This is a genomic window from Pedobacter albus (assembly GCF_036324255.1).
GTDB lineage: Bacteria > Bacteroidota > Bacteroidia > Sphingobacteriales > Sphingobacteriaceae > Pedobacter > Pedobacter albus.
The window spans coordinates 119,360-145,265 of record NZ_JAZDQT010000002.1; the positions used below are offsets into that span (position 1 = coordinate 119,360).

Consider the following 25,906-nt stretch of genomic DNA (forward strand, 5'->3'; position numbering starts at 1 on the left):
ATTTTGAACATGAAATTTTTAAAAGTATTAGTGGCGATTATTGCCATCTTGATTATCATCATTTTTGTAGGCGGCATGTTTCTGCCCAAAACCTACAGCGTAAGCCGAACTACGGTAATTAACGCACCAGATAGTGTAATTTATAAGAACATTGCCGATTTTAACCAGTTTACCAAATGGAATCCATGGTCTAAAAAGGAACCTAGCGCCAAGGTTACAGTAAGTGGCCCTGTAGCGCAACCCGGACAACTTTATGCCTGGGAAGGCAAAGAAACCGGAACAGGCCAAATGAAAATCGTGAAAGCCGAACCTTCCAAACTGGTTGATATCGAGCTGAAATTCATTAAGCCTTTTGAAAGCGTAGCCGATACCAAATTCGAAATCCAACCCGAGGGAACAGGCCAAAAAGTTACCTGGACCATGAGCGGCGAAAACAACATTATCAGTAAATGGATGTGCGTATTTGTAAGCATGGACAAGATGATTGGCAAAGACTTTGAAAGCGGCCTTCAGTCTTTGAAAGAAAAATCTGAAAAAGGAGAATAGCATTTTTTGAGGCTTCAAGCCACAAAGGCCCTTTGGTAAACAACCGAAGGGCTTTTTTTATGCATCGGCCAAACAAAAATGTCTGATTTGCGTTAAAAAGACACTCAATTACCTAAACAATGGCCGATTGATTTTGTTATTTACCGATTTTTAGATTATTTGCTGCTTGATGAATTTATTACTTGTTGAAGACGAGCCCAACGTAGTATCTGTTGTGTCGAGGGGATTAACAGATGAGGGTTTTACCGTTAGTGTGGCGCCAGATGGGCAAATTGGCTTGGATATGGCTGTACATCACCATTTCGATCTGATTATCCTGGATATCATGTTACCTGGCATTAACGGACTGGAGCTCTGCAAACTCATCAAAAAAGCCAAGCCCAACGTTCCCATTATCATGCTTACGGCTTTAGGCAGCACCGAAAACGTAGTGAAAGGCCTTGACAATGGTGCCGACGACTATCTGGTAAAGCCTTTTAAATTTGCCGAGCTTTTTGCCCGAATCCGTACCTTGCTGAGGCGCTATGGCGGCCAGGCCAACCAAGACCAAATCATCAACATTGCCGACCTGCAATTGAACCTCAGCGCCAAAACCGTGAAACGTAACCAAAACGAAATCAGCTTGACCGCTACCGAGTACCGTTTGTTGGAGTACATGGCCAAAAACAAGTCGAAAATCCTGTCGCGTATCGATATCCTCGAAAACGTATGGGACATCGATTTTAACCTGGGCACCAACGTGGTTGATGTTTACGTGAACTACCTGCGCAAGAAGATAGACAAAGATGCTTCGCAAAAATTAATTCATACGGCAGTAGGCCTGGGCTATGTTTTAAAGGAGAGCACATGAGCATTGCCAAAAAAATCACCTTGCTTTTCGCCATCCTATCGGCCATCATCATTTCTTTGCTAAGTGGTTTTGTTTGGTATTTTTCGAACGAATTTGCCTTCGAAGATTTTTACAAACGACTGGAGGCCCGGGTAAACATTGCCGCCCAAATCAAATTATTCCACGACGAAAACAACAGCGCCTACGCCAAGATGCGCAATCAATACCTCGAACGCTTGCCATCGGAACGCGAATTGGTGATTGAAGAAAGCCAGCTGGAAAAGGCCAAAACCGAACTGAAAATACCGGAGAGTTTTTTTGACAAGATCAGGGCCGGCAAGATGTCGCGCTACCGAAGCGAAAACCATTTCAATGCCGGAAAGTTTTTTAAGAGCAATGGCAAAAACTACATCGTTATTATTTCGGCCGACGACCCTTTTGGCTTTAGGGAACTGAAAGACCTGCAGAAAATCTTGTTTGCCGGCTTCTTCCTTTCTATTGTGTTGTCTTTTTTGGTCGGCTGGAAATTCTCCAACTATATGCTCGATCCCTTACGTAAAATGATCAAAAGCGTCAAGAAAATCAAGGCCGAAAACCTGCATTTAAGGCTTGATGTGAAGCAGGGAACCGACGAGATGTCGCAATTGGCCCAAACCTTTAACAACATGCTCAACAGGTTAGAAACGGCTTTTGAAACCCAGAACAACTTCATCAGCAATGCTTCGCACGAACTGCGGACACCGCTAACTATCATCAGTGGCGAAGTGGAACTGGCCTTGAAAACCTTTGACAACTCGCCTGAACAGGGCTTAGCGCTCCACAAAATCAAGGATGAAGCCGACAGGCTCGAACATATCTTAACCAGTTTGTTGGGCTTGGCACAATCGGGCTTTAACGGCAAGGTACAGCCACGCGAAGAGGTAAGGATGGACGAACTGGTTTGGGAAGCCAAGGATTCGGTACAGCAGGTGCATCCCGAAAGCAAAATAGAAATCGATTTTAGCAAGCTGCCGGCTAATGAAGAAGCGCTTACCTTAAAAGCCAACAAAAATCTCATTAAACTGGCCATCACCAATATTGTGAGCAATGCCTGCAAATATTCAGACAATAAGCCTGTGCTGGTTAGCCTCGAAAGCAATGGCCATTTGCTGTCTATCGCCGTGGCCGACCAGGACATTGGCATACCTCAAGAAGACATCCAGCATATTTTCGAGCCATTTTACAGGGCTTCCAATACCTCCAACTTTAAGGGCTATGGCGTAGGCCTGCCCCTTTCGCTCAATATCATCCGCCTGCACCGGGGCAGCATTGCCATCCAATCGCAAGTGGGCATTGGTACCACCATTAAGGTGATTTTGCCGATTATTTAGTTCATTAGTTCACTAGTATCATTAGTTCATTAGTCATTGGCTGATTAATTAATTGCAAACCGTCAACTGTAAACTGGCAACTGCAAACTGATAATTGATCCTCATAGCGAGGAGGCACAACGAAGCAATCTCTAAGTATTGTTCCTGCAATAGCAATTTTCTGATGCACCATCAACCATGGACTATGAACTATGGACTTATGGACTCTCGTCTTAAAATTCTAATCTCATTCTAATCTCGCTCTTATACGGCTATAATTTTTTGGGGCTAATCTTGTATCAGTTAATCATTCAATCACTTAAAACAAGATAAGACCATGAAAACTTTACTGGTACCAACCGATTTCAATCCAGAAAGCACCAAAATTATAGATGCGTTTCTGCTGACCCAAAACTGTAGCGAGCTCAACATTATTTTTCTGCATGCCTTTAAGCTGTCTGATTCGATAACCGACATGCTGATGCTGAGCAGAAGAAGCAGGGACTATGAAAACGTAAGCGATGCCTTTTACCAAAAAATGAACCATTATCAACAAAAGTACGGTTCGAGGATTGGCCGAATCGGCGTCGAGTATTTTTACGGCAGTACCTTGGTAGCCTTTAAAAATTTGCTGGAAGCCCTACAGGTTGATGCCATTGCCTATCCGCAGGACTACGATTTTTGCCCGATCAACAAATACAGCGTAGATCCTAAATACCTCATCATGCGCTCTGGATGCAAGGTGTTTGAACTGAACATTACCGATATCGCCATTGGCGACAACTTATTTGAAACCAGGATGCCGAAAGAAACCGTTAAAGCGGTAAGCGTCTAATTAAACTTAATTTTTATGCTGTTACGAAACAATATTCCCTTTACCTACATTTTTGGAAAGATTAAAAAAGAGCTCATTTTTGTCATCAGTTATTCGATCGGCATCGTAGTGCTTTACGAAAACTTCCATGTTACGCGCATCTCCATTCCTGTGGCTGTTCCAGCACTTTTGGGTACCATCATATCTCTTTTGCTGGCCTTCAGGTCAAACCAGGCTTACGACAGGTGGTGGGAAGCCCGCATTCTTTGGGGCGCCATTGTAAACGATTCGAGATCGTTGGCTCGCCAGATCCTCTCTTTTGTAGACAATCCTTATGGGCTCGATGAGATTGAACGCTTCAAAAACCGTTTTATTAAGCGCCAAATTGCCTGGTGTTTTGCCCTAAGCCAAGGCTTGAGGGGCCAGAGCGCCGCCAAGGGATTGGAAAGATACCTGGACAAGGAAGAGCTGCAATTTATCAAAAAGCAACGCAACGTAACGGTGGCTTTGCTCGAGCTACATGCCATGGATTTGAAAAAGGCGCTCATAGAAGGCTGGATCAATCAGTACCAACAAATTGAAATAGACAAAACCCTAACGGCTTTATGTAACCACATGGGCGGATCGGAAAGGATCAAGAATACCATTTTTCCGGTTACCTACAGCAAGTACATCAACATGTCTATCCATTTGTTCATTGTGCTGCTTCCCTTCGGCCTGATCGAGTATTTTGGCTACATGGAGGTTCCGGTGGTTATTGCCATTGCCACTTTCTTCCTCTTGGTAGAAAAGATGGCCGTTCACCTGCAAGACCCATTCGAGAACAAGCCTACCGATACGCCCACCACCACCATTTGCAGAAACATTGAAAAAGACCTCTGCCAAATGCTCGACGACCACAAGCTGTACGAAGACAAGCCACATGCCGAAATGGCCCCGATTGGTTCGTACTATATCCTATAATACAGTCCAAAATGCCACATTCACAATCCTAATAAACAACGAACCCTCCAAGCTTAGCAAGGAGGGTTCAATTTTTATGGTCTTAGCCCAAAGACTATGGACTGTCGACTATTAACTATGGACTAACACCTAAGCATCAATCTTCGCATATTTCGCATTGCGCTCGATAAATTCCCTACGTGGTGCGACTTCGTCGCCCATCAACATCGAGAAGGTATGATCGCACTCGGCTGCATTTTCAATGGTCGCTTTTAGCAAAGTACGGGTTGCCGGGTTTAAGGTAGTTTCCCACAACTGTTCGGCGTTCATCTCTCCCAAACCTTTGTAGCGTTGGATATGAACGCTTTCTTCTTTACCGGCACCTTTTAAACGTTGTACCGCAGCATCGCGTTGCTGATCGTTCCAGCAATATTCGAAATCCTTGCCTTTTTTAACTTGGTAAAGTGGTGGCGCAGCGATATACACATAACCGGCTTCGATCAGGCTCTTCATGTAGCGGAAGAAGAAAGTGAGGATCAGCGTAGTAATGTGCGATCCGTCGATATCAGCATCCGTCATGATGATAATTTTATGGTAACGAAGCTTGGTCAGGTTCAGAGCCTTGTCGTCATCTTCGGTACCGATGCTTACGCCAAGGGCGGTAAACATGTTCTTGATCTCGTCGTTTTCGTAGATTTTATGCTCCATGGCTTTTTCTACGTTCAGGATTTTACCTTTTAACGGCAGAATAGCCTGGAAGTTACGGTCGCGGCCTTGCTTGGCGGTACCACCCGCCGAGTCGCCCTCTACCAGGTACAATTCGCATCTTTCTGGATCAGAATCAGAACAGTCGGCCAGTTTGCCTGGCAAGCCAGAACCGCCCATAACACTCTTGCGCTGTACCATTTCGCGGGCCTTGCGGGCTGCCGCGCGGGCTGTAGCTGCTAAAATAACCTTGTTAACGATCATTTTGGCTTCTTTCGGATTTTCTTCCAAATAATTGCCCAATGCCTCGCCAACAGCGATATCAACCGCACCCATCACCTCAGAGTTGCCCAATTTGGTTTTGGTCTGTCCTTCAAATTGAGGCTCTTGAACCTTTACCGAAACTACGGCGGTTAGGCCTTCCCTAAAGTCGTCGCCAGTGATTTCGAATTTTACGTTTTTCAGCAATCCCGATTTTTCGGCATAAGCTTTTAAGGTACGGGTTAAACCGCGCCTAAAACCTGCAATATGGGTACCACCTTCGTGGGTATTGATGTTGTTTACATAAGAGTGTACGTTTTCCGAGTAGCTATCGTTGTACTGCATGGCCAACTCAACCGGAATGCCGCTTTTAATGCCTTCTACATAAATCGGCTCAGGAATTAACGACGGACGGGTGCCATCCAAAAACTGGACAAACTCTTTTAAACCGCCTTCAGATTTGAAAACCTCCGACAGGTAAGAACCATCTTCGTTGGTTTCGCGCTCGTCGGTTAGCGTTAGGCTGATGCCTTTGTTCAGAAAAGCCAACTCGCGCAAACGGCCGGCCAAGGTATCATAACGATATTCGGTAGTTTGGGTAAAGATTTCGGCATCTGGCTGGAACGTTTGGATTGTACCGGTTTTATCAGAAACTCCGATTTCTTTGACGTCAAACAAAGGCTTGCCTCTTTCGTACTCTTGGGTAAAGATTTTGCCTTCGCGGTGTACCACGGTTTTAACGTGGATAGACAGCGCGTTAACGCAGCTTACCCCCACACCGTGCAAACCGCCCGATACTTTGTAGGTGTCTTTATCGAATTTACCACCGGCGTGCAAAACCGTCATTACGATTTCTAAGGCCGATTTGCCCTCTTTGGTATTGATGCCGGTTGGAATACCACGGCCATTATCTTCTACGGTAATTGAGTTGCCTTTATGAATGGTGACAAAAATGTCAGTACAGTAGCCTGCCAACGCCTCGTCAATAGAGTTGTCTACCACCTCGTAAACCAAGTGGTGCAAACCCTTAACCCCAGTATCACCAATATACATGGAAGGACGCTTACGAACAGCTTCTAAACCTTCTAAAACCTGTATATTATCTGCCGAATAATTTGACTTTGGATCTTTTTCTTCGCTCATAATTTTGTTTAATACTTAAAGAATCAAATATACCCATTTTTTACCGAATTAAGGCAGATGTGGATAACTATTTGCGTGTTAAAATCGCATAAAAATGATTAAAAAAAGCTTGTTTTTAGGATAGTCGGTTTTGATTTTTATATTTGCTAAAATTTAGCAGATTTGAACCTCCAGCAACGAAAAGAAAAAGAGAGGTAATAAAGTGTAAATCAACCGCGTTCAAAGCTAAAGACACCATTAAAAACTAAAAAACAAAGCGAAACCTGCACCCGTTTGGGCAAGCTTCGCAAGCATTGAAAAACAAATTAATTATAGATGAAAATAACAACTTTAAAACTAGGCAGCCTACTTACGGCAACGGCACTTGTTTCTGTAATGGCCGCTTGCGGAAATAAAGAAACCAAAACCGAAACCACCCCTGCAAAAACCAGCACCGCTTCGGTAACCGCTGATGACAAAATCGTTTATGTGAACTCTGATTCGTTGCTAACCAAATACGAATACTTCAAAGACCTTAAAACCAAAATGGAAACCAAAGGCAAAGCGGCAGAAACCGACTTGACAGCCAAACAACAGGCTTTCCAACGCGAGGTACAACAATATCAGCAACAACAAGGCACCCTCTCGGCCGACCAAAGAGCTGCTACAGAGCAACGTTTGGGTCGCAAGCAACAAGAATTGCAAGCCTACCAACAAAACGCCGGTGCCGCTTTGCAAAACGAGCAGGCCAAAGAGCAAGAAGCCCTTTACAACAAGGTAGCCGACTTCTTAAAAGGCTATGCCAAAACCAAAGGCTACAAAATGGTGTTGACTTATGCCAAAGGCAATAGCGCCATCTTGTTTGCCGACGAAAGCCTTGATGTAACCAGCGAAGTTTTAAAAGGCTTGAACGAAGCTTACACCAAAGACAAAAAATAAGCTAAACAGCTATAAATCTTAAAAAGCCCCGATTGCTCGGGGCTTTTTTATTGAAAAATCTTGTACAGGCCAAAAAAATTGTCATCTGCATAATTGCAAAAGGCGATGATATTGGCCTAAAAAAAAGCCCCAAGATTTTGGGGCTTTTTTAGGCTTATTTGCTGTTCTGCGAGGCTCCTTTGGCCAGTTCTATCATCATGTCGAGTTCTTTGACCGTTCCGTCGGCACTGCCTCCAAAACCTACTTTCTTAAATCGGATGTTTCCGTTTCCATCAATGATGTATTTCTGCGGAATTCCGTCGCCGTTTAAATTGTAGCTGTCTATGACATCGAACTTGCTTGGATCTTGTTTGTTTTTGGTATCGTACAACACGTTAAAGGTATAAGGCGTGCTGGCCATAAAATCTTTTACTACTTTTTCCCTGTTTTCTTCGGTTTGCCAGGTGTTGACGAATAAAAATACTACGCTCGGATCGTTTTTGTACTTGTCGACCGCTTTTTGCATGCCTGGAAAAGAAGCTACGCATGGGCCGCACCAAGTCGCCCAGTAATCAACAATAACCACCTTGCCTTTGAGACTGGCCAATTCTACTTTTTCTCCTTTTAAATTCATCAGGGTGAATGCCGGGGCTGGCCTCTTGATCATCTCTTTTTCAAACTTGGCTCTTTCTTTGGCAATGGCTTCTTTTTCTAAGGCGCCATAATAGGCATCAAATGGTTGCGAACCTTTATAAGCCGCTTTAAGATCGGTTTTCAATTGCTCGGTGCCTTGGCCCTCTTTGATAAACCTTTCGGCATATTTAACCACATCTTCGTTTCTGTTGTTCTTTTTCAGGAAAGAAACAAAGCGCACGTTCATATCGGGGCTACTAAAATTGTTCATGTTAACCGCTTTTTCCTGATATTTCAAGGCTTCTGCACTATTGCCCATCTGATCGAGCAATAAGGCGTAGGTATCGGCATACGAAGCGTAATTGCCATCTATGCCTTTAAGATAGCTTTCTTTAGAAGCATAGTAAGGAGGAACCGGCTCATTTTTGGCAGCTTCCAAAAGCTCGAGTGATTTTTTCGAGATCTTGGCACTGAAAGGCATATTTTCCTTTTTCTCTGCGCCAGCCCAGGCATAAGTGTTGTAAATAGAGGCCAAAGTAGTTTTGCTGCTTATCTTATTGCTGTAGGCTTCAAATTTTGCATTGTTTTTAGCCAGGCCATAGGCACTTGCAACTTCGGCGTAGAATCCTTCCAGTTTTTCGGCATCGGCTTTTTTATTGGGATCGAGATTGAAACTAACCATCAGGGCTTTCAGCTTCTCCTCCATTTTTGCGGCATCTTTCTCGTTATAAATGGCATTAGCTTCTTTACCGTAAACATATTTGCCTTTTGGGAAAGTTGCTTTAACGATATTGTAAACCGAATCGGCCGATGGCTTTCTTTTCAGCACCGAATACAGACTGGCCACATTTAATAATTCATCTTCTGTTGGCTTGCTCGATTTGTTGTAGCTGGCAATCTGCTCCATGATCATCTTTTCGCCATTGGCTTTGTCAACCCCATATTGCAGGGCCAAATAGCTAATCAAATTGGGTGCTTTAAGGCTAGGATCAGTTTTAAAGGCATTTTCGTAGGCTGCAATTGCCTTTGCCTTGTCTGATTTTATCCCTGCCAACGCGGCGCCCATGCCATTGTAGTACACCGCTTCCCAGTAATAAGCCATGCCTGTAGGTTTGCCATCTTTATAAAAAAGCGTGTAATAACCCTTGGCATTGTCGTCTTTGGTACCATCGGCCGCAAAAGTAAGCACTGCAATTGCCGTACTATCAACCGGTGTAAAGCTGCCTTTGTAAACGGAACCTTCTTTGGTGAGGTCTATATTGACTACTTTCTGCTTTTTGTTGACGAAAGTCTGCGCCACGCATTTTACATTGGCCAAACCATCCAATTTGCCGCCTTTGGCATCGTACTCGAACGATAAAGGCTGCCCGGCAACTGGAGTGGCCGATGAAAACTTAATACTTTGTGCCTGGACACCGCCCAATGCCAAGGCCAGCACTGCTGATAAAAATAGTTTTTTCATGATTGATTTCGGTTAAGGTTTTAGGTAAACTAAATATATAGTTTAGTTTTGACATTTCCAAATTTCCGAAACATTACCTACTGAATGCCTACCAGTTAGCCAGCACGACAAAACAAAACGGCGCTGTAATAAACACCAGTAACTTTCTTTTAAAAGACAGCTACCTGTGTAAACTACAACGCCGCGAAGATGATTATACAATGATGGAATTACCTTTAATTCCAGCCCCCTCCCAAAGCCTGGTAAATATTAACTACGGCATTAAGCTGCTGCTTTTTGGTTTCGATCAGTTCTAATTTCGACTCCAGGGCATCACGCTGGGTCATCAGCACTTCGAAGTAATCGGCTCTAGCCGATTTGAACAAATCGTTTGAAATATCAATCGATTCGGTAAGTGCTTTGGCCTGCTTGGCTTTTAAATCGTAGCTTTTTTGCAGGTTGCTGATATTCGACAACTGATTAGCCACTTCGATATAGCCATTTAAAATGCTGCGTTCATAATTGTAAACGGCCTGCAATTGCTTGGCATTGGCCGTTAGGTAATCGGCCTTAATGGCGTTTTTATTAATGAGCGGTCCGGCTAAATCGGCAGCCAGCGAATAGAATATCGATTCGGGCGTTCTCAGCAAATAAGACGGGTTAAAAGCCTGGTAGCCGATTGAGGCAGAAATGCCCAACGAAGGATAGAACTTGGCTTTGGCCACTTTAACATCCAGTTTGGCAGCCGCAAGATCGAGCTCGGCCTGTTTAATATCAGGACGGTTGGCCAACAACTGCGATGGAAGCCCTTCTTGAACGCTTGGCGGTACCAGATCGGTAAAGCTGGCCTTGCTTCTTGGAATAGGCTGCGGAAAACGGCCAAGCAAGAAATTGATCTTGTTCTCGGTGTTGGTAATATCTTTTTGGATATCAAACTCCATGCTTTTTGAATTCAGCACTTCGGCTTCAAATTTCCTTACGGCAAGCTCCGTAACGCGGGTAGCTTGTTTCTGGATTTTCATCAGTTCCAAAGCGTTGTTTTGCAAGGCGATATTCTTTTTCACAATATCCAACTGGTTATCCAAAGCCAACAATTCGTAATAAGAATTGGCTACTTCGGCCACCAGATTGGTAACCACGAAGTTTTTGCCTTCAATGGTTGACAGGTATCGGGTAACTGCGGCTTTCCTCGAGTTGCGCAATTTGTGCCAGATATCGGCTTCCCATTCGGCCTGCAAGCCAAATTTATAATCTGGCAATACATCCGGCACGCCTTTACCCGGTGTAATATCGGTAGAAGCATCGCCCGCACCCGAACTGGTATAACGGCCAACCTTTTCCAATCCCGCGCCAGCGCCATAGCTTACGCTAGGCAAAAGCTCGCCTTTTTTTGCCCTCACCTCGTTTTTGGCAATTTCGATTTCCTGCAGGGTGATGTTCAGCTCCTGATTGTTTTTTAAGGCCGTATCGATCAGGTTCACCAAATCGGGATCGGTGAAAAACTTGCGCCATTGTATGTTTGCACTGTTTAAGGTATCTGTTGAGGCCCCAAAACTTGCAGGTACGTTCTTGTTTTCGTTGCGTTGCGTAAACTCTGGCACTTTACAGGCCGAATAAGCCACACATATTAAAGCCAGGCCAAGGCCTTTTAGGCTATTTTCTCTTAACATTGTCTTCAATTTCTTCGGTTAACGGATGTTCTTCTTCAATCTTGATCAGCTTGCGCCTGGCTGCTATTTTTCCAAAAACTAAATACAAGCCCGGAATAATAACCACACCGAAAAGCGTACCGAAAAGCATACCTCCGGCTGCGGCCGTTCCGATGGTTCTGTTGCCAATTTTTCCAGGCCCTGTAGCAATCATCAATGGAATTAAACCTGCAATGAAAGCGAAAGAGGTCATTAAAATCGGGCGGAAACGCACCTTGGCGCCTTCGAGGGCCGATTTGAGGATGGTCGCTCCCTGGCTATGGCGCTGCGCCGCAAATTCTACAATCAGTACCGCATTCTTGCCCAGCAAACCAATGAGCATAACCATGGCTACCTGCGCATAGATGTTGTTTTCCAATCCGAAGACCTTGAGGAACAAGAAGGCTCCGAAAAGACCTGCTGGCAAGGACAGAATGACCGAAAGCGGCAAGATAAAGCTCTCGTATTGGGCAGCAAGCACCAAATAAACGAAGCCCAAACAAATGAGGAAGATATAAATGGCTTCATTGCCACGCGATACCTCGTCTTTAGAAATACCGGCCCAATCAATACCAAAACCTCTAGGCAATGTTTTCTTGGCTACTTCGCTAATTACTTTAATGGCTTCGCCCGAACTGTAGCCCGGCGCTGCCTGTCCGCTGATTTCGGCGGCATTGTACATGTTGTGTCTGGTAATCTCCGACAAACCGTATACCCTTTCCATGTGCATAAAGGCAGAGAAAGGCACCATCTCATCGCGGCTGTTCTTTACCGAAAGTTTAAGAATATCTTCTGGCAAGGCCCTGTATTGTGGCAAAGCCTGCACCATTACCTTATATTGTCGGTCGTATTTAATGAAACTGGTTTCGTAATTACTGCCCACAAAGGTTGAAAGGGTATTCATGGCATTATCAATGGTAACGCCTTTTTGCTGCGCCACATCGTTGTCTATTTTAAGCATGTACTGCGGGAAACTCGAACTGTAGAAGGTAAATACCGATGAAAGTTCCTTTTGCTTGTTCAACTCGCGCACAAAATCGTTGGCTACGGTTTCCATTTTTTTATAGTCGCCACTACCCGCTTTATCTAGCAAACGAAGTTCGAAACCGCCTGCCGCGCCATAACCAGGTACTGCAGGTGGCTGGAAAAATTCGATGGTAGCGCCTGGAATTGATTTCGCCTTTTGCTCCAACTCGTCGATAATATCCTGGGCCGAGTTTTTACGTTCGTGCCAGTCTTTAAGGTTAATCAAGCAAGTTCCAGAGTTGGCGCCGGTACCTTCGGTCAGGATTTCATAACCCGCTAATGACGATACGGATTTTACGCCTTCAATGCCTTCAGACATTTTTTGCAACTGCTCCGAAATCTCGTTGGTACGTTCGAGCGTTGAGCCCGGAGGCGTTTGGATAATGGCATAAACCATGCCTTGGTCTTCGTTAGGAATAAAACCTGTAGGTACGCTTCCATTCAAAAACCAAATGCCCAAACAAAATATACCCAATGCGCCAAAAGTGAATAGACGACGGCTCACCACCCTATCCAATATCTTTACATACCTGCCGGTTAAACGGCCAAACCAGTTGTTGAAACCATCGATAACCTTATCTACAACGCTTTTCTTTTTGGCTTTGCCATGGGTGTTTTTCAACATAATGGCACACAAGGCCGGTGTAAGCGTTAAGGCCACAATACCCGACAAGATAATAGCCGTAGCCATGGTAATGGAGAACTGCCTGTAGAAAATACCTACTGGACCCGACATAAAGGCTACCGGAATAAATACCGAGGCCATTAAAAAGGTAATGGCGATAATGGCGCCACTAATTTCCCTGAGGGCCTGTTGCGTAGCTCTTAATGGTGAAAGTTTTGGATTGTGCTCCATCTTGGCATGCACCGCTTCGATTACCACAATGGCATCATCTACCACCACCCCGATAGCCAACACCAAGGCAAACAAAGTGATCAGGTTAAGCGTAATGCCAAAGAACTGCATAAACACGAATGTTCCAATTAGCGATACCGGTACCGCAATGGCCGGGATTAGCGTTGAACGCCAGTCGCCGAGGAATAAGAAAACCACCAAGCCCACCAAAATAAAGGCTTCAATCAAGGTGTGGATTACTTTTTCTATCGAAGCATCCAAGAACTTGGAAACGTCGTAGCTGATTTCATAATCCAGGCCTTTTGGAAAGGAGCTGTCTTTAATTTCGGCCATTTTCGCTTTCACGTCTTTAATTACCTGGCTCGCATTGCTGCCATAAGACTGTTTTAACACGATAGCTGCCGATGGCCTTCCGTTAATATGCGAATACAAATCGTACATCGAGCTGCCAAACTCGATATCGGCTACATCTTTCAAGCGTAACAATTCGCCATTAGGATTGGCCCTCAACACGATGTTTTCATAATCTTGCTTGGTGCTGAACCTGCCCGAATATTTCAATACATATTCAAAGGCTTGTGAGCGCTTGCCCGAACTTTCGCCGGTTTTGCCTGGCGAGGCTTCCAAACTTTGCTCATCAAGGGATTTCATCACCTCATCGGCCGAAATTTTATAGGCCTGCATACGGTCTGGCTTAAGCCAAATACGCATGGCATACTCGCGGTTACCCAAAATATCGGCGAAACCTACGCCGTCAACCCTTTTCAATTCTGACAACAAATTGATATCTGCATAATTGTACAGGAAGTTTTCGTCCATTTTAGGGTCCTTGCTGTACAAGTTAATGTACATCAACATGTTGGATTCTTCGCGACTGATTTTCACGCCCTCGCGCACTACCAGTGGCGGTAGCTTGTTGGTAACCGCAGCTACCCTGTTTTGAACGTTAAGCGAGGCCTGGTTAGGATCGGTACCCAAGTTAAACACCACCTGCACACTGGCTTCGCCGTCGTTACCGGCATCAGATGCGATGTATTTCATGCCGGGTACGCCATTAAGCGCACGCTCGAGCGGAATAACCACCGATTTGATCAACAGCTCGTTATTGGCGCCAGGGTATTCGGCGGTAATGTTCACCTTTGGAGGCGAAATAGAAGGAAATTGTGTTACGGGCAGGTAAGAAATTGCTAGTGCCCCCAAAAACACAATAATAAGGGATATCACTATAGAAAGGACTGGCCTTTGTATGAATTTGCCAAACATAAGATTAAGTTTAAGGGGTTAATTATTCTGCTTTTAATCTTAACTGTTTCAGCACCTCTTGTGGATTTTGGAACTTATAAGTGATTTTGTCGTCGTCTTTGGCCTTTTGAACGCCTTCCAACAAGATCTTATCGCCGGCTTTTAGGCCATCGGCTACGATATACAAATCGGGCAACTCGCCAGTTACGGTAATGGCTCGAGAGTGCACTACATTACGGTTATCCACCACAAAAACATAGGTTTTGTCTTGTATGTCGTAAGTTGCCTTTTGTGGAATAACCAAGGCATTTTTGATAGGCACGACCATTTGGATCTTGCCGGTTTCGCCATTTCTCAGCAAATTATCGGTATTGTTAAATCTTGCCCTGAAAGCGATGTTGCCGGTTTCGTTATCAAATTCACTTTCGATTACTTCCACCTTGCCTTTTGATTTAAGCAATTGGTTATTGGCCAAGAGCAGACCTACTTCTTGCGCGTTTTTTGCCTTTGCCGACGATTGATAGCTCAAATATTCAGGTTCTGAAACGTTGAAATATGCAAAAACTTGGCTGTTATCAGATAAGCTGGTCAACAAAGCGCCCTCATCAACCAAACTGCCCAGTTTTAAAGGGATGCGGTCAATCGTGCCATCAAATGGTGCCCTGATTTCGGTAAACGACAAATGAAGCTTAGCCAAGGAAGTTTCTGCATTGGCCGATTGCAATTTGGCCTTGGCCATCGCCAATTCGTTTTGCGAAACCACATTTTTGTCGGTAAGCAATTTTGTATTTTGAAGCTCGATTTCGGCAGCCTGTTTTTCGGCCTGTGCCTTTAAAACCTCTGCCTGGAACAGTTTCGGCATAATCCTGAACAGCAACTGTCCGGCACGCACATGCTGGCCTTCATCTACATAAATGTTCTGCAAATAGCCTTTCTCTTGGGCCCTCACCTCAATGTTGCGCACAGATTTGATCTGCGAAACATATTCTTTAGTAAACGAGGTGTCGATTTGTAAGGGAGAGGTAACTGCGTAGGTAACAACTTCTTCTTTCTCTTCTTTTTTTGACGTACAACCTGTTACGTAAATCAAAGCACTCAAACCGAGGCATATGACGTTTCTTTTCATTGTTTTATTAGTTAATCTGATTTGTTTTCTTTCCTAATTATGTAGGTCAATCTATTTTCGAGACCGGTATGCTGTAATCAGGCGCTACCTATTTGTTTCAATAAATTAGAGTTCCCTATCTGGTTATTTAAGGGACGAAATAACTACAGATTTATGAAGTTATAATGAAGTTGAAATTCAGATTATTGGGCCAACCCGATGCCACATGGCAATTTTATGACAAACAAAGCCATACAAAAAGTGTACATTTTACACTAAGGCTGTAATTATCAAATTAAGTTTGGCCAACAACAAAAAAAGCAATAGAAACTATTGCTTTTTTTTTGGGGGGGGGGGAACTAAGAAATGATTAATGGTATCATTTGCTGTTTTTAATCAACGAAATCATGATATCTATTTCCCTTACAATTCCTTCTTCGGTTTCGGGCGCGCCTACTTTTTTAAATCTGATGTTGCCTTTTCCGTCAATGACAAATTTGGTAGGAATACCCGGCGGCTTATAGGCATCAACCACGTCAAACTCGTCGGGATTGTCTTTGCTTTTCGAATCAAACAAAATGTTGAAAGTGTATTTTTTGGTAGCATACCAGTCTTTTACCAGTTTTTTCTGGTCGCCGTTCCACTCCCATGTATTCACGAACAAAAACACCACATTGGGATCGCTTTTATATTTATTTACCGCCAGTTGCATACCTGGAAACGAAGCCAGGCAAGGACCACACCAGGTGGCCCAAAAATCGACGATTACGGTTTTGCCTTTCAAACTGGCCAAACTTACCTTTTCGCCCTTCAGGTTCATTAGCGTAAAAGCTGGTGCCGGCATGCTGATCATCTCTTTGGCCAACTGGGCTTCCTCAGTGGCAAGTGCTTCTTTCTCCAAGGCTCCGTAATAGCTTTCAAACGAAACCGTTCCTTGGTAAACGCTTTTCAGGTTTTCTTTGAGCTTTGGCGATGAGGCGCCTGCTTTTATAAATTGTTCAACATAGCCCTTAACCTCGCCCGATTTTCCGTTTTTAATCAACAGGTCTATGTATCTTTCGTTAAGCTCTACGCTTTCGTAGTTGTTTTCTTTGGCTGCAACAGCTACCATGGCAAGAGCCTCTGCATCCTTGCCCGAAGCAGCCAACAAAGCGGCGTAGGTATTTTTATATGATTCATAGGCACCGCGCTGAACCTTTAAATAGCCTTCTTTGGTATAATAATAGTCCTTGTAATATTCGGGCATTTCTTCTTTCATGACCGATGCGGCCAAATCCAACGATTTCTTCGAGAGCCTAAGCGCAAATTCCAAATCGTTTTTGGTTTTGATACTCGGTGTGGCGAAAGAGTTGTAAAACATGGCTCTCGTTGGCTTCATGGGCGCCTTGTCTATATATTCTTCTACTTTGTCGGCATTTTTGGTACTCAAAAAGGCAATCCCCATGCGAATAAAGGCCCCGGCAACCTTGGCCAAATCGGTCTTTTTATTCAGGTCTATCCCGAAATCGGCAATGGTCTTTTTCAGCGCAGCCTCTTTTTCATAAGCATCTTTACCCTTAAAAATACTGTCGAGCGTAAATTTTAGCGCAACAGCTCCTCTGGGATACTTAAGCCTCAGCACCCGATTAACCGAATCCTCGCCTTTCTGGTCTTTCAAAAAGCCATAAAGCGAGACGATCTTGTTTAGGTTTTGCTCCGAAGCTTCACGTTTGCCGTACACCCCTATGTATTGCTTTGCCGTTTCGTTTGCCTTCGCTCCGTTGAGCAGACCTTGCGAAACCAAGTACTCGTTAAGGTATTTCTCTTTTAGCTTAGGCTCTGCCATAATTGCCTTTGTGTATAGCTCAAATGCCTTTGCATTATTTGTTTTTAGCTTGGTTAACCTGTTGCCAAGCCCGGCATACAGGTAACCTTCTGTAAAAACCGCCACTGGTTTTGCTGTTCCGTTTTGATAGAATTTGGTAAAATAGCCTGCGGGATTTTCATCGATCGTTTCGCCAGCATAAAAAACAAATAAGGCCAGGTTTGTCGAATCTGTTGGCATAAAGGTGCCCTTATAGCTATTGCCATCTTTAACCAGCGGCACCGCCATGCTTTTGGGATTATCTATCCCCGTAAAAGCCTTGGCTACACATTTGATCTCAGAATACTGACCCAAAGTTCCTCCCTTCGGGTTGTACTCAAAACTAATTGGCTTGCCCATTTCGGGGGTTGCACTTGAAAACTTGAGGGTTTGCGCATGGACCTTAACCAGCAAGGCAAAGACCATAAAAAATAAGGTGGTTGTTTTTTTCATCATCAGGTTTAATTAAAAACTAAAAAATTAGTTATTAACTAAAAGTATAGTTATTCTTCTTTACTTCCAAATATTTTATTGTAATAATTAACAGGTTTGCAGTCTAAGCATGGAGGGAACGATTTTTGAAGACCAATGTTAACTATGGAAAACTACGAGCAGCAAATCAGGTACGAATTACGGTTTTGGGAGCAGGAGCTCATGAAAAGGCCCTCCCTATTGGGCAATCTGGCCACAAAGATGCAAACCAAAATCAACAGTTACATTCCGAAAAAGGTGCACAAGGCCATTACCGTTACCATTAAGCAAATGGTGAAAGCCGTACTTTTTGGCTCTACTTATACCACTACTAAAATGCCGGTACCCGAAATGAGCCTGCTGCACCGCGAAGCCTTGGTCAAAGCGAAAATAGATTCGTACAGCAAAACCGGAGCCGCCGAAGGTGGCATTACCGGTGCGGGTGGCTTTTTAATGAGCATGGCCGATTTTCCGATCCTGATTGGCATTAAAATCAAGCTGCTTTTCGAAATTGCGTCGATTTACGGTTTTGACGTCAAAGACTATCGCGAGCGTTTGTACATTCTGCATATTTTCCAGTTGGCCTTTTCCAGTAAGCGGGGTGCGCAACATATCTATAAACAGATGCAAAACTGGGACAGCAAGTTAATCATCCTGCCCGAAAGCGCCGATAACTTTGATTGGCAAACCTTTCAGCAAGAATACCGCGATTATATCGATTTGGCCAAAATGGCTCAGTTGCTTCCGGTGGTTGGTGCCGCGGTTGGCGCAGTGGCTAATTACCAGTTGTTGCAAAAACTAGGCAAAACAGCCATGATGGCTTATCGGATGAGAGTGGTGGAAAGCGGAAGAGAAAAGATAGAAGACTGAGGGTTAAAGGGAGAGGCAGTTTACAAATTCTCCCTTTAGAGTGCCCAGTACCAATCATAAATTTAATAGTTAAGCAATCAGAAGAAAGACCAACGCTTAAAAATTGAAGCAAGAGGCGGATACAGGACTTCCGGCTTCCTGACTTTTGAACTTCTCCCTAATCTTCTTCCTCAAAAAAATTGTCCAGCAATTCGTCGGTTTCCCTTCTGTCTTTTTTGGTCGGGCGGCCCGTTCCCCTATCGCGTTTCAGGCTCGGCGCATGAAATACCGACTTAAAGGCATGTGTTTCTTCTACAGGCGTAAGGTCTTTGTATTTGGTTACGGCAATTTTGGCATCGGTACGGTTATATGAAAGCTCCACCACTTCGATAACTTTCTTTTCTATGCCTTTAGATACCTGGTAAACATCACCCACCTTTACAATGGCCGAAGGCTTGATGTTCTGCCCGTTTAGCTTGATACGGCCGGCCTTGCAGGCATCGGTGGCCAAACTACGGGTTTTGAACAGCCTAATGGCCCACAAGTATTTGTCTATTCTTAGTTTCTCTTCCATAAACGTTCAAAAATACACAACTCCGAGCGACGAACAATTGCCCAGAACAAAAAATATCAGTCTGTTGTTAGCATTATGGTATTTAAGCAACGATTTTATTGGGCGAAATTCAAAATTAAACCGACGAAAACAATGCTCAATACATAAAATTGATTTATTTTGTAAAAAATTTAAAAACAGCCATGATTGGAGAATTAAAAAAGTTAGTAGAAGCCGCTTGGGAAGATAGATCTTTATTAGCCTATAACAACTATTGCGAGGCGATAGAAGAAGTAATTTTAAGATTAGACAAAGGCGAATTGCGCGTTGCAGAGCCTGTTTTAAATAGCTGGGGAATTAACGAATGGATCAAGAAAGCCGTGATCCTTTATTTCCCAATCAAGGAAATGAAAGAAATTAAGGTTGGCCCTTTTGTTTTCCACGATAAAATGGAACTGAAAACCAACTATAAAGAAAGTGGCGTACGCGTAGTACCTCATGGTATTGCTCGTTATGGCGCCTATTTGGCCAAAGGCGTGATCATGATGCCTTCTTACGTAAACATTGGCGCCTATGTAGACGAGGGTACCATGGTTGATACCTGGGCCACCGTAGGCTCATGTGCCCAAATTGGCAAACGCGTGCACTTAAGTGGCGGCGTTGGCATTGGTGGCGTTCTAGAGCCGGTACAAGCCGCACCTGTTATTATTGAAGACGACTGTTTTATTGGCTCGAGAGCCATTGTGGTTGAAGGCGTTCGCGTAGAAAAAGAAGCCGTATTGGGCGCTAATGTGGTATTAACCGCATCGACCAAAATTATTGACGTAACCGGCGAAAAACCAGTGGAGCACAAAGGCGTTGTTCCGGCGCGTTCGGTAGTTATTCCGGGTTCTTACACCAAAAAATTCCCAGCTGGCGAATTTCAGGTTCCATGTGCCCTGATCATCGGCAAACGCAAGGAATCAACCGATAAAAAGACTTCGCTTAATGATGCATTAAGGGAAAATAACGTAGCCGTTTAAGACCAAAGGTGAAAGCGGATAGCAAAAAGCAAAATATCGAAGCCGAAAGTTCTGCACTTGAGCAATCAAGCCTTGGACTTTCGGCTTTGCGCTTTAAGCTCAAAATCGGATACGACGGCAAACGTGCAGCCAACAACCAAACCGGCCTCGGCAACTATAGTCGCTCGCTGATCGAACATTTGGCGCAGCAGTTTCCCGAAAACCAATATTTCGTCTATACCCCAAAAATCAAGGAAAAACTGCACAAGCTGCCCTTGTTTTCGAGAAGCAACGTCCATTTGGAATTGCCCCAAAAAGGGAGCTCCAAATTACTCTGGCGCAGTTCGGGCATCAAAAAACAATTGGTCAAAGACCGGCTTGATCTTTTTCATGGCCTCAGCCACGAAATCCCCTTTGGCCTACCCAAAACAGGTATCAAAAGCATCGTAACCATGCATGACCTGATTTTTTTGCGCTTGCCTCAATATTACAAATTGATAGATCGGCTGCTTTATAAATTCAAAAGCCAATACGCCTGCAAACATGCCGACCGCATTATTGCCATCAGCGAGAAAACCAAGCAGGATATTGTTGAGCTCTACCAGATCGACCCTAACCGTATAGACGTGGTTTACCAAAGTTGCGACGATAGTTTTAAAGTTGAGGCAAATAGCGATAGCAAAGCAAAAGTTGCCCAAACCTATCAGCTACCCGAAAAATATATTTTGAATGTAGGAACGATAGAAGGCCGCAAAAACCTGTTGCAATTGGTTCGCGCCCTGCCAACGGTTGACCCAACTTACCAACTCGTTGTGATTGGCCGGCCAACGGCTTACGCCAAATTGGTTGAACAGGAAATAAATAAGCTTGGATTAACCGAGCGGGTAATTTTCTTAAAAAATGTCCCTTTTAGCGATTTACCGGCGATCTACCAAATGGCGAGCCTGTTTGTCTTGCCTTCCTACTACGAGGGCTTCGGCATCCCCATTATCGAGGCGCTTTATAGCCAGGTACCCGTGATAGCCGCTACAGGCTCTTGCCTGGAAGAAGCGGGTGGTCCGCACAGCAAATACGTATCGCCAGATGATGTAAATGCCTTGGCCAATACCATTAATCAGGTGCTGGCCGATGAAAAGCTACAGGCCGACATGAAAACCAAAGGCCTGCAATACGTACAGCGTTTTAACAACGATACCGTAAACGAACAATTGATGAACTGTTACCTTAAAACCCTTGCCTCATGAGCTGTGTAGTTGTTTTTCCTTTATACCAGGCTCCCAGTTCGTTAGAATTGGCTTTTTTGGAGAACGGCTTGCGGTTAACCCAAGGCCATAAACAGGTTATTGTTGCCCCAGAAGGTCTGCAAATAGATGCGGCTTATGGCCAACTGCAGCAATTGGAAGTGAAGCGTTTTGCCAAACATTTCTTTGAAGGCATTAGCGGCTACAATCAGCTGTTGCTTTCCAAGACTTTTTATAAGGCTTTTGCCTTGTTCGATTATATCCTGATCCACCAGGCAGATGTTTATCTTTTTAAGGACGAGCTCAAACAATGGTGCGAAAAAAACTACGATTACCTAGGCGCACCTTGGTTCAGGCCCGACAAATTGAACAGAAACGGCTTGTTTAACTTTGTACAGCAGCTTAAACTGGCCTTTAAAAAAAATAAGCTTTATGGCCAACGCTATAACAAGGTAGGCAACGGAGGTTTGTCGCTACGCAAGGTGCAGGCCGCTTTGCAGGTATTGGACAAAGTCGATGCCGCTGTGCTCAAACCTTACACCCACACCGAAGGCGATGCCTTTAACGAAGATATATTCTGGTCGCTGGAAGCACCGAAAATCAAAACCGATTTCCGTATTCCCGACTGGCAGGAAGCCATGCATTTTGCGGTAGAGTTTCACCCTGAAATCGCCTACCGCCAGCTTGGACAAACCCTACCTTTTGGTTGCCATGCGCCATTAAAGCACAATCCAGAATTTTGGCGTAAATTTATCCCAGAAATGAATGCCCATGCTTAAAGAAGAAATCAACAAGGCTTTGGCCGTGCTCAAAGAAGGCGGCGTAATCCTTTATCCAACAGATACCATTTGGGGCTTGGGTTGCGATGCTACCAACGAAGCTGCCGTAGCCAAAATATACGATATTAAAGGCCGGGCGGCCGAAAAGAGCCTGATCGTGCTTTTAGATACCGACAACAAGCTGCAGAGCTATGTAAACGAAATTCCGGACGTGGCTTACCAGTTGATTGAGTATGCCGAAAACCCGCTGACCATCATCTTTTCAGGGGCCAAGAACTTGGCCAAGAATGTAATCAATACTGATGGATCTGTAGGCATCCGAGTGGTGAGGAACGAATTCTGCGAACAGTTGCTACAGCGCTTCCGCAAACCGATTGTTTCTACCTCGGCCAATATCAGTGGCCAGCCATCGCCACAATTCTTCGACCAAATCAGCGAAGAAATCAAAGATGCAGTAGACCTGATTGTTGATCTTGACCAAGACGACCACACTGTTAAAAAGCCTTCAACCATTATAAAATTAGGTCCCTCGGGCCAATTTGAATTTATAAGAAAGTAATTTTATTACTTTTGTAGCCGATTACGTCGCCTAAACCCGCTCAGGTATCCCCTGTTCATGCTAGCGCACGAATTCGTTTTGATATGCAAGAGCACTTACAAAATCCCATATTTAAGGTATTGGCGCAAACCGTGGCGCAAACCCAAACAGAAGCTTATGTTATTGGCGGTTTTGTACGCGACCTGTTCTTAAAACGTCCCTCAAAAGATATCGACATCGTCGTGCTGGGCAACGGCATCGAGTTTGCCGAAAAAGTAGGCTTGCAGCTGGGCACCAAAGTAGCCGTGTTTAAGAATTTCGGCACCGCCATGCTCAAATACAACGACTTGGAAATCGAATTTGTAGGCGCCAGAAAGGAATCCTATCGGGCCAATTCGCGCAAGCCTATTGTAGAGAACGGTACCTTGGAAGACGACCAGTTGCGCAGGGATTTTACCATCAACGCCTTGGCCATTTCCCTAAATCCGGCAACTTATGGCAACTTGGTTGATCCTTTTGCCGGCCTGGCCGATTTAGAACACAAACTGATCCGTACACCTCTCGATCCCGAAATTACTTTTTCAGACGATCCATTGCGCATGATGCGGGCCATCCGTTTTGCTACCCAATTGGGCTTTAGCATAGACGAAACCGCCATAAAGGCTATCAAAAGCCAAAAGGAAAGAATCAGCATTGTTTCTAAAGAGCGCATAACCGACGAACTGAATAAGATTATTTTGGCCAAACAGCCTTCCATAGGCTTTAATTATTTGTTCGATACCGGTCTTTTGCAGCTCATTTTTCCGCAGATGGCCAATTTGTATGGTGTAGAAATCATCAAAGGCAAAGGCCATAAGGATAATTTCTACCACACTTTGCAGGTACTAGATAACATTTGCAAAACTTCCGACGATTTATGGCTACGCTGGGCTGCCATTTTGCACGACATTGCCAAACCAGCTACTAAACGCTTTGAAGAAGGCCACGGCTGGACTTTTCATGGGCACGAAGATAAAGGCGCCCGTATGGTACCCCAAATATTTGCACAACTTAAACTGCCCCTCAACGAAAAGATGAAGTTTGTGCAGAAACTGGTACAGCTGCACCTGCGCCCTATTGTGTTGGCACAGGAAAAGGTAACCGATTCGGCCGTTAGGCGTTTGCTTTTCGAAGCTGGCGAAGAAATAGAAAGCCTCATGTTGCTGTGTAATGCCGATGTAACCACCAAGAACGAATACAAAATCAAGAAATACCGCAACAACTTCGAGCTGGTTAAACAGAAGCTAAAAGATGTGGAGGAGCGTGATCAATTGCGCAATTGGCAGCCGCCTATTTCGGGCAACGACATTATGGAAACCTTTGGTTTGACTGCCGGTCGCGAAGTAGGTTTGCTTAAAAATGCCATCAGGGAAGCCATCCTGGAAGGCGAAATCAAAAACAGCTACGAAGAAGCATTTCATTTTATGCTCGAAAAAGCCAAGGAACTAGGCCTGGCCCAAGTGGTCAAGCCATAAAACTACTTCCAAACCAAAAGGCCCGGAGCTAAGTCCAGGCCTTTTTCAATAGCTTTAGTTCATCAGTCCCAGTTCGGGAAAAAGGAACAAAATGCCTTCCGGAAAACTGCCGCTAACCGACTTTACCTTGCCTTTAAGTTCCGGATAGAAATCGCCGGTATAGTAGGTAATTTCGGCTTGACCAACAGATTTGAGCTTGCCTTTGATCTCGGGATAAAAATCTCCCGTATAATAGCTTATGGCCATATTACCCACAGATTTCAGTCTGCCTTTGATTTCTGGATAGAAGTCGCCAGTATAATAAGTTACCTCGGTTTTGCCGATAGATTTGATACGTCCTTTCAGCTCGGGGTAGAAATCGCCGGTATAGTAAACCAGGTCGGTTTTGCCGATAGACTTGAGCCTTCCTTTAATTTCAGGGTAAAAATCGCCCGTATAATACGTGATTTCGGTATTGCCTACAGATTTAACCCTTCCCCTTATTTCAGGGTAGAAGTCGCCGGTATAGTAAGTAATCTCGGTATTGCCGATAGATTTGATCTTGCCTTTGATTTCAGGATAAAAATCGCCCGTGTAATAGGTGATATCGGTATTACCAACAGCCTTAAACCTTCCGTTCAGAATGGCGAAGACATTGTTGTAATAATCCATTTCGTTCCTGTCGGCCGAAACCTGTGCATTGGCCGGCAGAAGCCAGCCCATCAGCAGCAAGGCCATCAAAATCCTTGCATAAGGCATCAGTAAATGCCTTTTTTTAAATTGTAGATTTTTCATTTGTGTGTTTTTGTGTGTAACCAAGTATAAATATTCTTGCCGAAGAAAGCAAGAGTTGTACCAACAATTAAAATAGTTGCACGAAAAAGCCCGGTTTTAATCTATTTGACCAAACGGAGATAGAAGTACGCTCTTAAAATTATTTTTTATTTCTTAATTTTACAGCCAGAAACAGAACAGCGCAATGGCAATTTATAGATTTAGAATTTCTTTTGAGGATTTTGACGACATCGTAAGAGAAATCGACATTAAAACCACTCAAACTTTTGAAGATTTGCATAGGGCAATCCACCGCTCTACAGGTTATAACGCCGATAAATCATCTTCTTTTTACGTAAGTACCGACAACTGGATTAAGGGAGAGGAAATTGCCATCTTGCCTAACCAGCGCAAAATAGACAATGGCGTGAAACTGATGGAGAGCTCGAAACTGAGCAGCTTTATCGATGATCCGCACCAAAAGTTCTATTACATCTACAATTTCGAGCGTCCTTACGATTTCCATGTAGAACTGATCAAGATCATTTTGGAAAACGATCCAAACATCGAATATCCTTTCTTGGTTAAAAGCACCGGAGAAGCACCAAAAATCATTGATAAAACCAATGTTGGAAGCTTTGCGGCCAGCAGTACTTCTTCTGGCGATTTCGACTTTTTGAACGAAATGGACTTTGTGCCCGAAGATGCCGAAGAACTGGAAGCCATGGGTGGCAGAGGCATCAATGCCGAAGAAGTTGACGAGGAGGAAGAGGAGAACGAAGACGAAAACGACGAGTTCTCTAATGGCGACGATTACGAAGACGACTACGGCCACAGCGATAAAGACGATTATTAACCGAAATTTATTCGGTTAATTTCTCGATTTT

21 protein-coding genes are annotated in these 25,906 nt (G+C 44.2%); 13 read left to right on the top strand and 8 right to left on the bottom strand.

Going from position 1 to position 25,906, the window contains the following annotated elements:
* The first annotated feature begins 9 nt into the window (after positions 1-9).
* From VRU48_RS10290 to VRU48_RS10310, 5 genes are all read left to right on the top strand, one after another.
* The gene (locus VRU48_RS10290; RefSeq protein ID WP_330107855.1) at positions 10-546 is read left to right on the top strand and encodes an SRPBCC family protein; all 537 of its coding nucleotides are present in this window, start codon (positions 10-12) and stop codon (positions 544-546) included.
* Positions 547-715: 169 nt separating this feature from the next.
* The gene (locus tag VRU48_RS10295) at positions 716-1,396 is read left to right on the top strand and encodes a response regulator transcription factor (protein WP_330107856.1); all 681 of its coding nucleotides are present in this window, start codon (positions 716-718) and stop codon (positions 1,394-1,396) included.
* Entirely contained in the window at positions 1,393-2,745 is a 1,353-nt protein-coding gene (locus VRU48_RS10300) for a sensor histidine kinase (RefSeq protein ID WP_330107857.1), read from the top strand. Before VRU48_RS10295 ends, VRU48_RS10300 begins: the two co-directional genes overlap by 4 nt.
* 316 nt (positions 2,746-3,061) lie before the next feature.
* A complete protein-coding gene (locus VRU48_RS10305; protein WP_330107858.1) occupies positions 3,062-3,559 on the top strand; it encodes a hypothetical protein in 498 nt (165 codons plus the stop codon).
* A gap of 15 nt (positions 3,560-3,574) precedes the next feature.
* Positions 3,575-4,501, top strand: a complete 927-nt coding sequence (locus VRU48_RS10310; protein ID WP_199139453.1) for a bestrophin family protein — start codon at positions 3,575-3,577, stop codon at positions 4,499-4,501.
* A gap of 129 nt (positions 4,502-4,630) precedes the next feature.
* Here the strand turns inward: VRU48_RS10310 and gyrB are convergent, their stop codons facing one another.
* Complete coding sequence (gene gyrB / locus VRU48_RS10315; protein ID WP_330107859.1) at positions 4,631-6,589, bottom strand: DNA topoisomerase (ATP-hydrolyzing) subunit B; 1,959 nt, start codon at positions 6,587-6,589, stop codon at positions 4,631-4,633.
* 315 nt (positions 6,590-6,904) lie between these two features.
* Here gyrB and VRU48_RS10320 point away from each other — a divergent pair, with 315 nt between their 5' ends.
* On the top strand, positions 6,905-7,507 hold the full coding sequence (locus VRU48_RS10320; RefSeq protein WP_330107860.1) for an OmpH/Skp family outer membrane protein: 603 nt from the start codon (positions 6,905-6,907) through the stop codon (positions 7,505-7,507).
* A 154-nt stretch (positions 7,508-7,661) separates the two neighbouring features.
* Here VRU48_RS10320 and VRU48_RS10325 read toward each other — a convergent pair whose 3' ends face one another.
* The 5 genes from VRU48_RS10325 to VRU48_RS10345 all read right to left on the bottom strand — a co-directional run bounded on the left by VRU48_RS10325 (position 7,662) and on the right by VRU48_RS10345 (position 17,776).
* Positions 7,662-9,581, bottom strand: coding sequence for a redoxin domain-containing protein (locus VRU48_RS10325; RefSeq protein WP_330107861.1), 1,920 nt, complete (start codon positions 9,579-9,581; stop codon positions 7,662-7,664).
* 215 nt (positions 9,582-9,796) lie between these two features.
* Complete coding sequence (locus VRU48_RS10330) at positions 9,797-11,230, bottom strand: TolC family protein (RefSeq protein WP_330107862.1); 1,434 nt, start codon at positions 11,228-11,230, stop codon at positions 9,797-9,799.
* Entirely contained in the window at positions 11,214-14,393 is a 3,180-nt protein-coding gene (locus tag VRU48_RS10335; RefSeq protein WP_330107863.1) for an efflux RND transporter permease subunit, read from the bottom strand. The genes VRU48_RS10330 and VRU48_RS10335 overlap by 17 nt, the downstream gene beginning before the upstream one ends.
* 22 nt (positions 14,394-14,415) lie before the next feature.
* Positions 14,416-15,498 (bottom strand): efflux RND transporter periplasmic adaptor subunit, encoded by a 1,083-nt coding sequence (locus VRU48_RS10340; protein ID WP_330107864.1) that lies wholly within the window; start codon positions 15,496-15,498, stop codon positions 14,416-14,418.
* Positions 15,499-15,856: 358 nt separating this feature from the next.
* Positions 15,857-17,776 (bottom strand): TlpA family protein disulfide reductase, encoded by a 1,920-nt coding sequence (locus VRU48_RS10345; protein ID WP_330107865.1) that lies wholly within the window; start codon positions 17,774-17,776, stop codon positions 15,857-15,859.
* A gap of 141 nt (positions 17,777-17,917) precedes the next feature.
* Here VRU48_RS10345 and VRU48_RS10350 point away from each other — a divergent pair, with 141 nt between their 5' ends.
* Positions 17,918-18,661: an EcsC family protein gene (locus tag VRU48_RS10350; protein WP_330107866.1), complete on the top strand. Its 744-nt coding sequence runs from the start codon at positions 17,918-17,920 to the stop codon at positions 18,659-18,661.
* 157 nt (positions 18,662-18,818) lie between these two features.
* Here the strand turns inward: VRU48_RS10350 and VRU48_RS10355 are convergent, their stop codons facing one another.
* Complete coding sequence (locus VRU48_RS10355; protein WP_330107867.1) at positions 18,819-19,214, bottom strand: RNA-binding S4 domain-containing protein; 396 nt, start codon at positions 19,212-19,214, stop codon at positions 18,819-18,821.
* A 182-nt stretch (positions 19,215-19,396) separates the two neighbouring features.
* On the opposite strand from VRU48_RS10355, the gene VRU48_RS10360 reads away from it, so the two are divergent.
* The 5 genes from VRU48_RS10360 to VRU48_RS10380 all read left to right on the top strand — a co-directional run bounded on the left by VRU48_RS10360 (position 19,397) and on the right by VRU48_RS10380 (position 24,266).
* The gene (locus VRU48_RS10360) at positions 19,397-20,215 is read left to right on the top strand and encodes a 2,3,4,5-tetrahydropyridine-2,6-dicarboxylate N-succinyltransferase (protein ID WP_199139431.1); all 819 of its coding nucleotides are present in this window, start codon (positions 19,397-19,399) and stop codon (positions 20,213-20,215) included.
* An 8-nt stretch (positions 20,216-20,223) separates the two neighbouring features.
* Complete coding sequence (locus tag VRU48_RS10365) at positions 20,224-21,438, top strand: glycosyltransferase family 4 protein (RefSeq protein WP_330107868.1); 1,215 nt, start codon at positions 20,224-20,226, stop codon at positions 21,436-21,438.
* Complete coding sequence (locus tag VRU48_RS10370; RefSeq protein ID WP_330107869.1) at positions 21,435-22,214, top strand: DUF5672 family protein; 780 nt, start codon at positions 21,435-21,437, stop codon at positions 22,212-22,214. The genes VRU48_RS10365 and VRU48_RS10370 overlap by 4 nt, the downstream gene beginning before the upstream one ends.
* Positions 22,207-22,773 carry an L-threonylcarbamoyladenylate synthase gene (locus VRU48_RS10375; protein WP_330107870.1) on the top strand — a complete coding sequence of 189 codons (567 nt, stop codon included), beginning with the start codon at positions 22,207-22,209 and terminating at the stop codon, positions 22,771-22,773. The genes VRU48_RS10370 and VRU48_RS10375 overlap by 8 nt, the downstream gene beginning before the upstream one ends.
* 83 nt (positions 22,774-22,856) lie before the next feature.
* Positions 22,857-24,266: a CCA tRNA nucleotidyltransferase gene (locus tag VRU48_RS10380; protein ID WP_330107871.1), complete on the top strand. Its 1,410-nt coding sequence runs from the start codon at positions 22,857-22,859 to the stop codon at positions 24,264-24,266.
* A 54-nt stretch (positions 24,267-24,320) separates the two neighbouring features.
* Here VRU48_RS10380 and VRU48_RS10385 read toward each other — a convergent pair whose 3' ends face one another.
* Complete coding sequence (locus tag VRU48_RS10385) at positions 24,321-25,040, bottom strand: hypothetical protein (protein WP_330107872.1); 720 nt, start codon at positions 25,038-25,040, stop codon at positions 24,321-24,323.
* A 184-nt stretch (positions 25,041-25,224) separates the two neighbouring features.
* Here VRU48_RS10385 and VRU48_RS10390 point away from each other — a divergent pair, with 184 nt between their 5' ends.
* Positions 25,225-25,875 (top strand): IS1096 element passenger TnpR family protein, encoded by a 651-nt coding sequence (locus VRU48_RS10390; RefSeq protein ID WP_330107873.1) that lies wholly within the window; start codon positions 25,225-25,227, stop codon positions 25,873-25,875.
* Positions 25,876-25,906 lie beyond the last annotated feature (31 nt).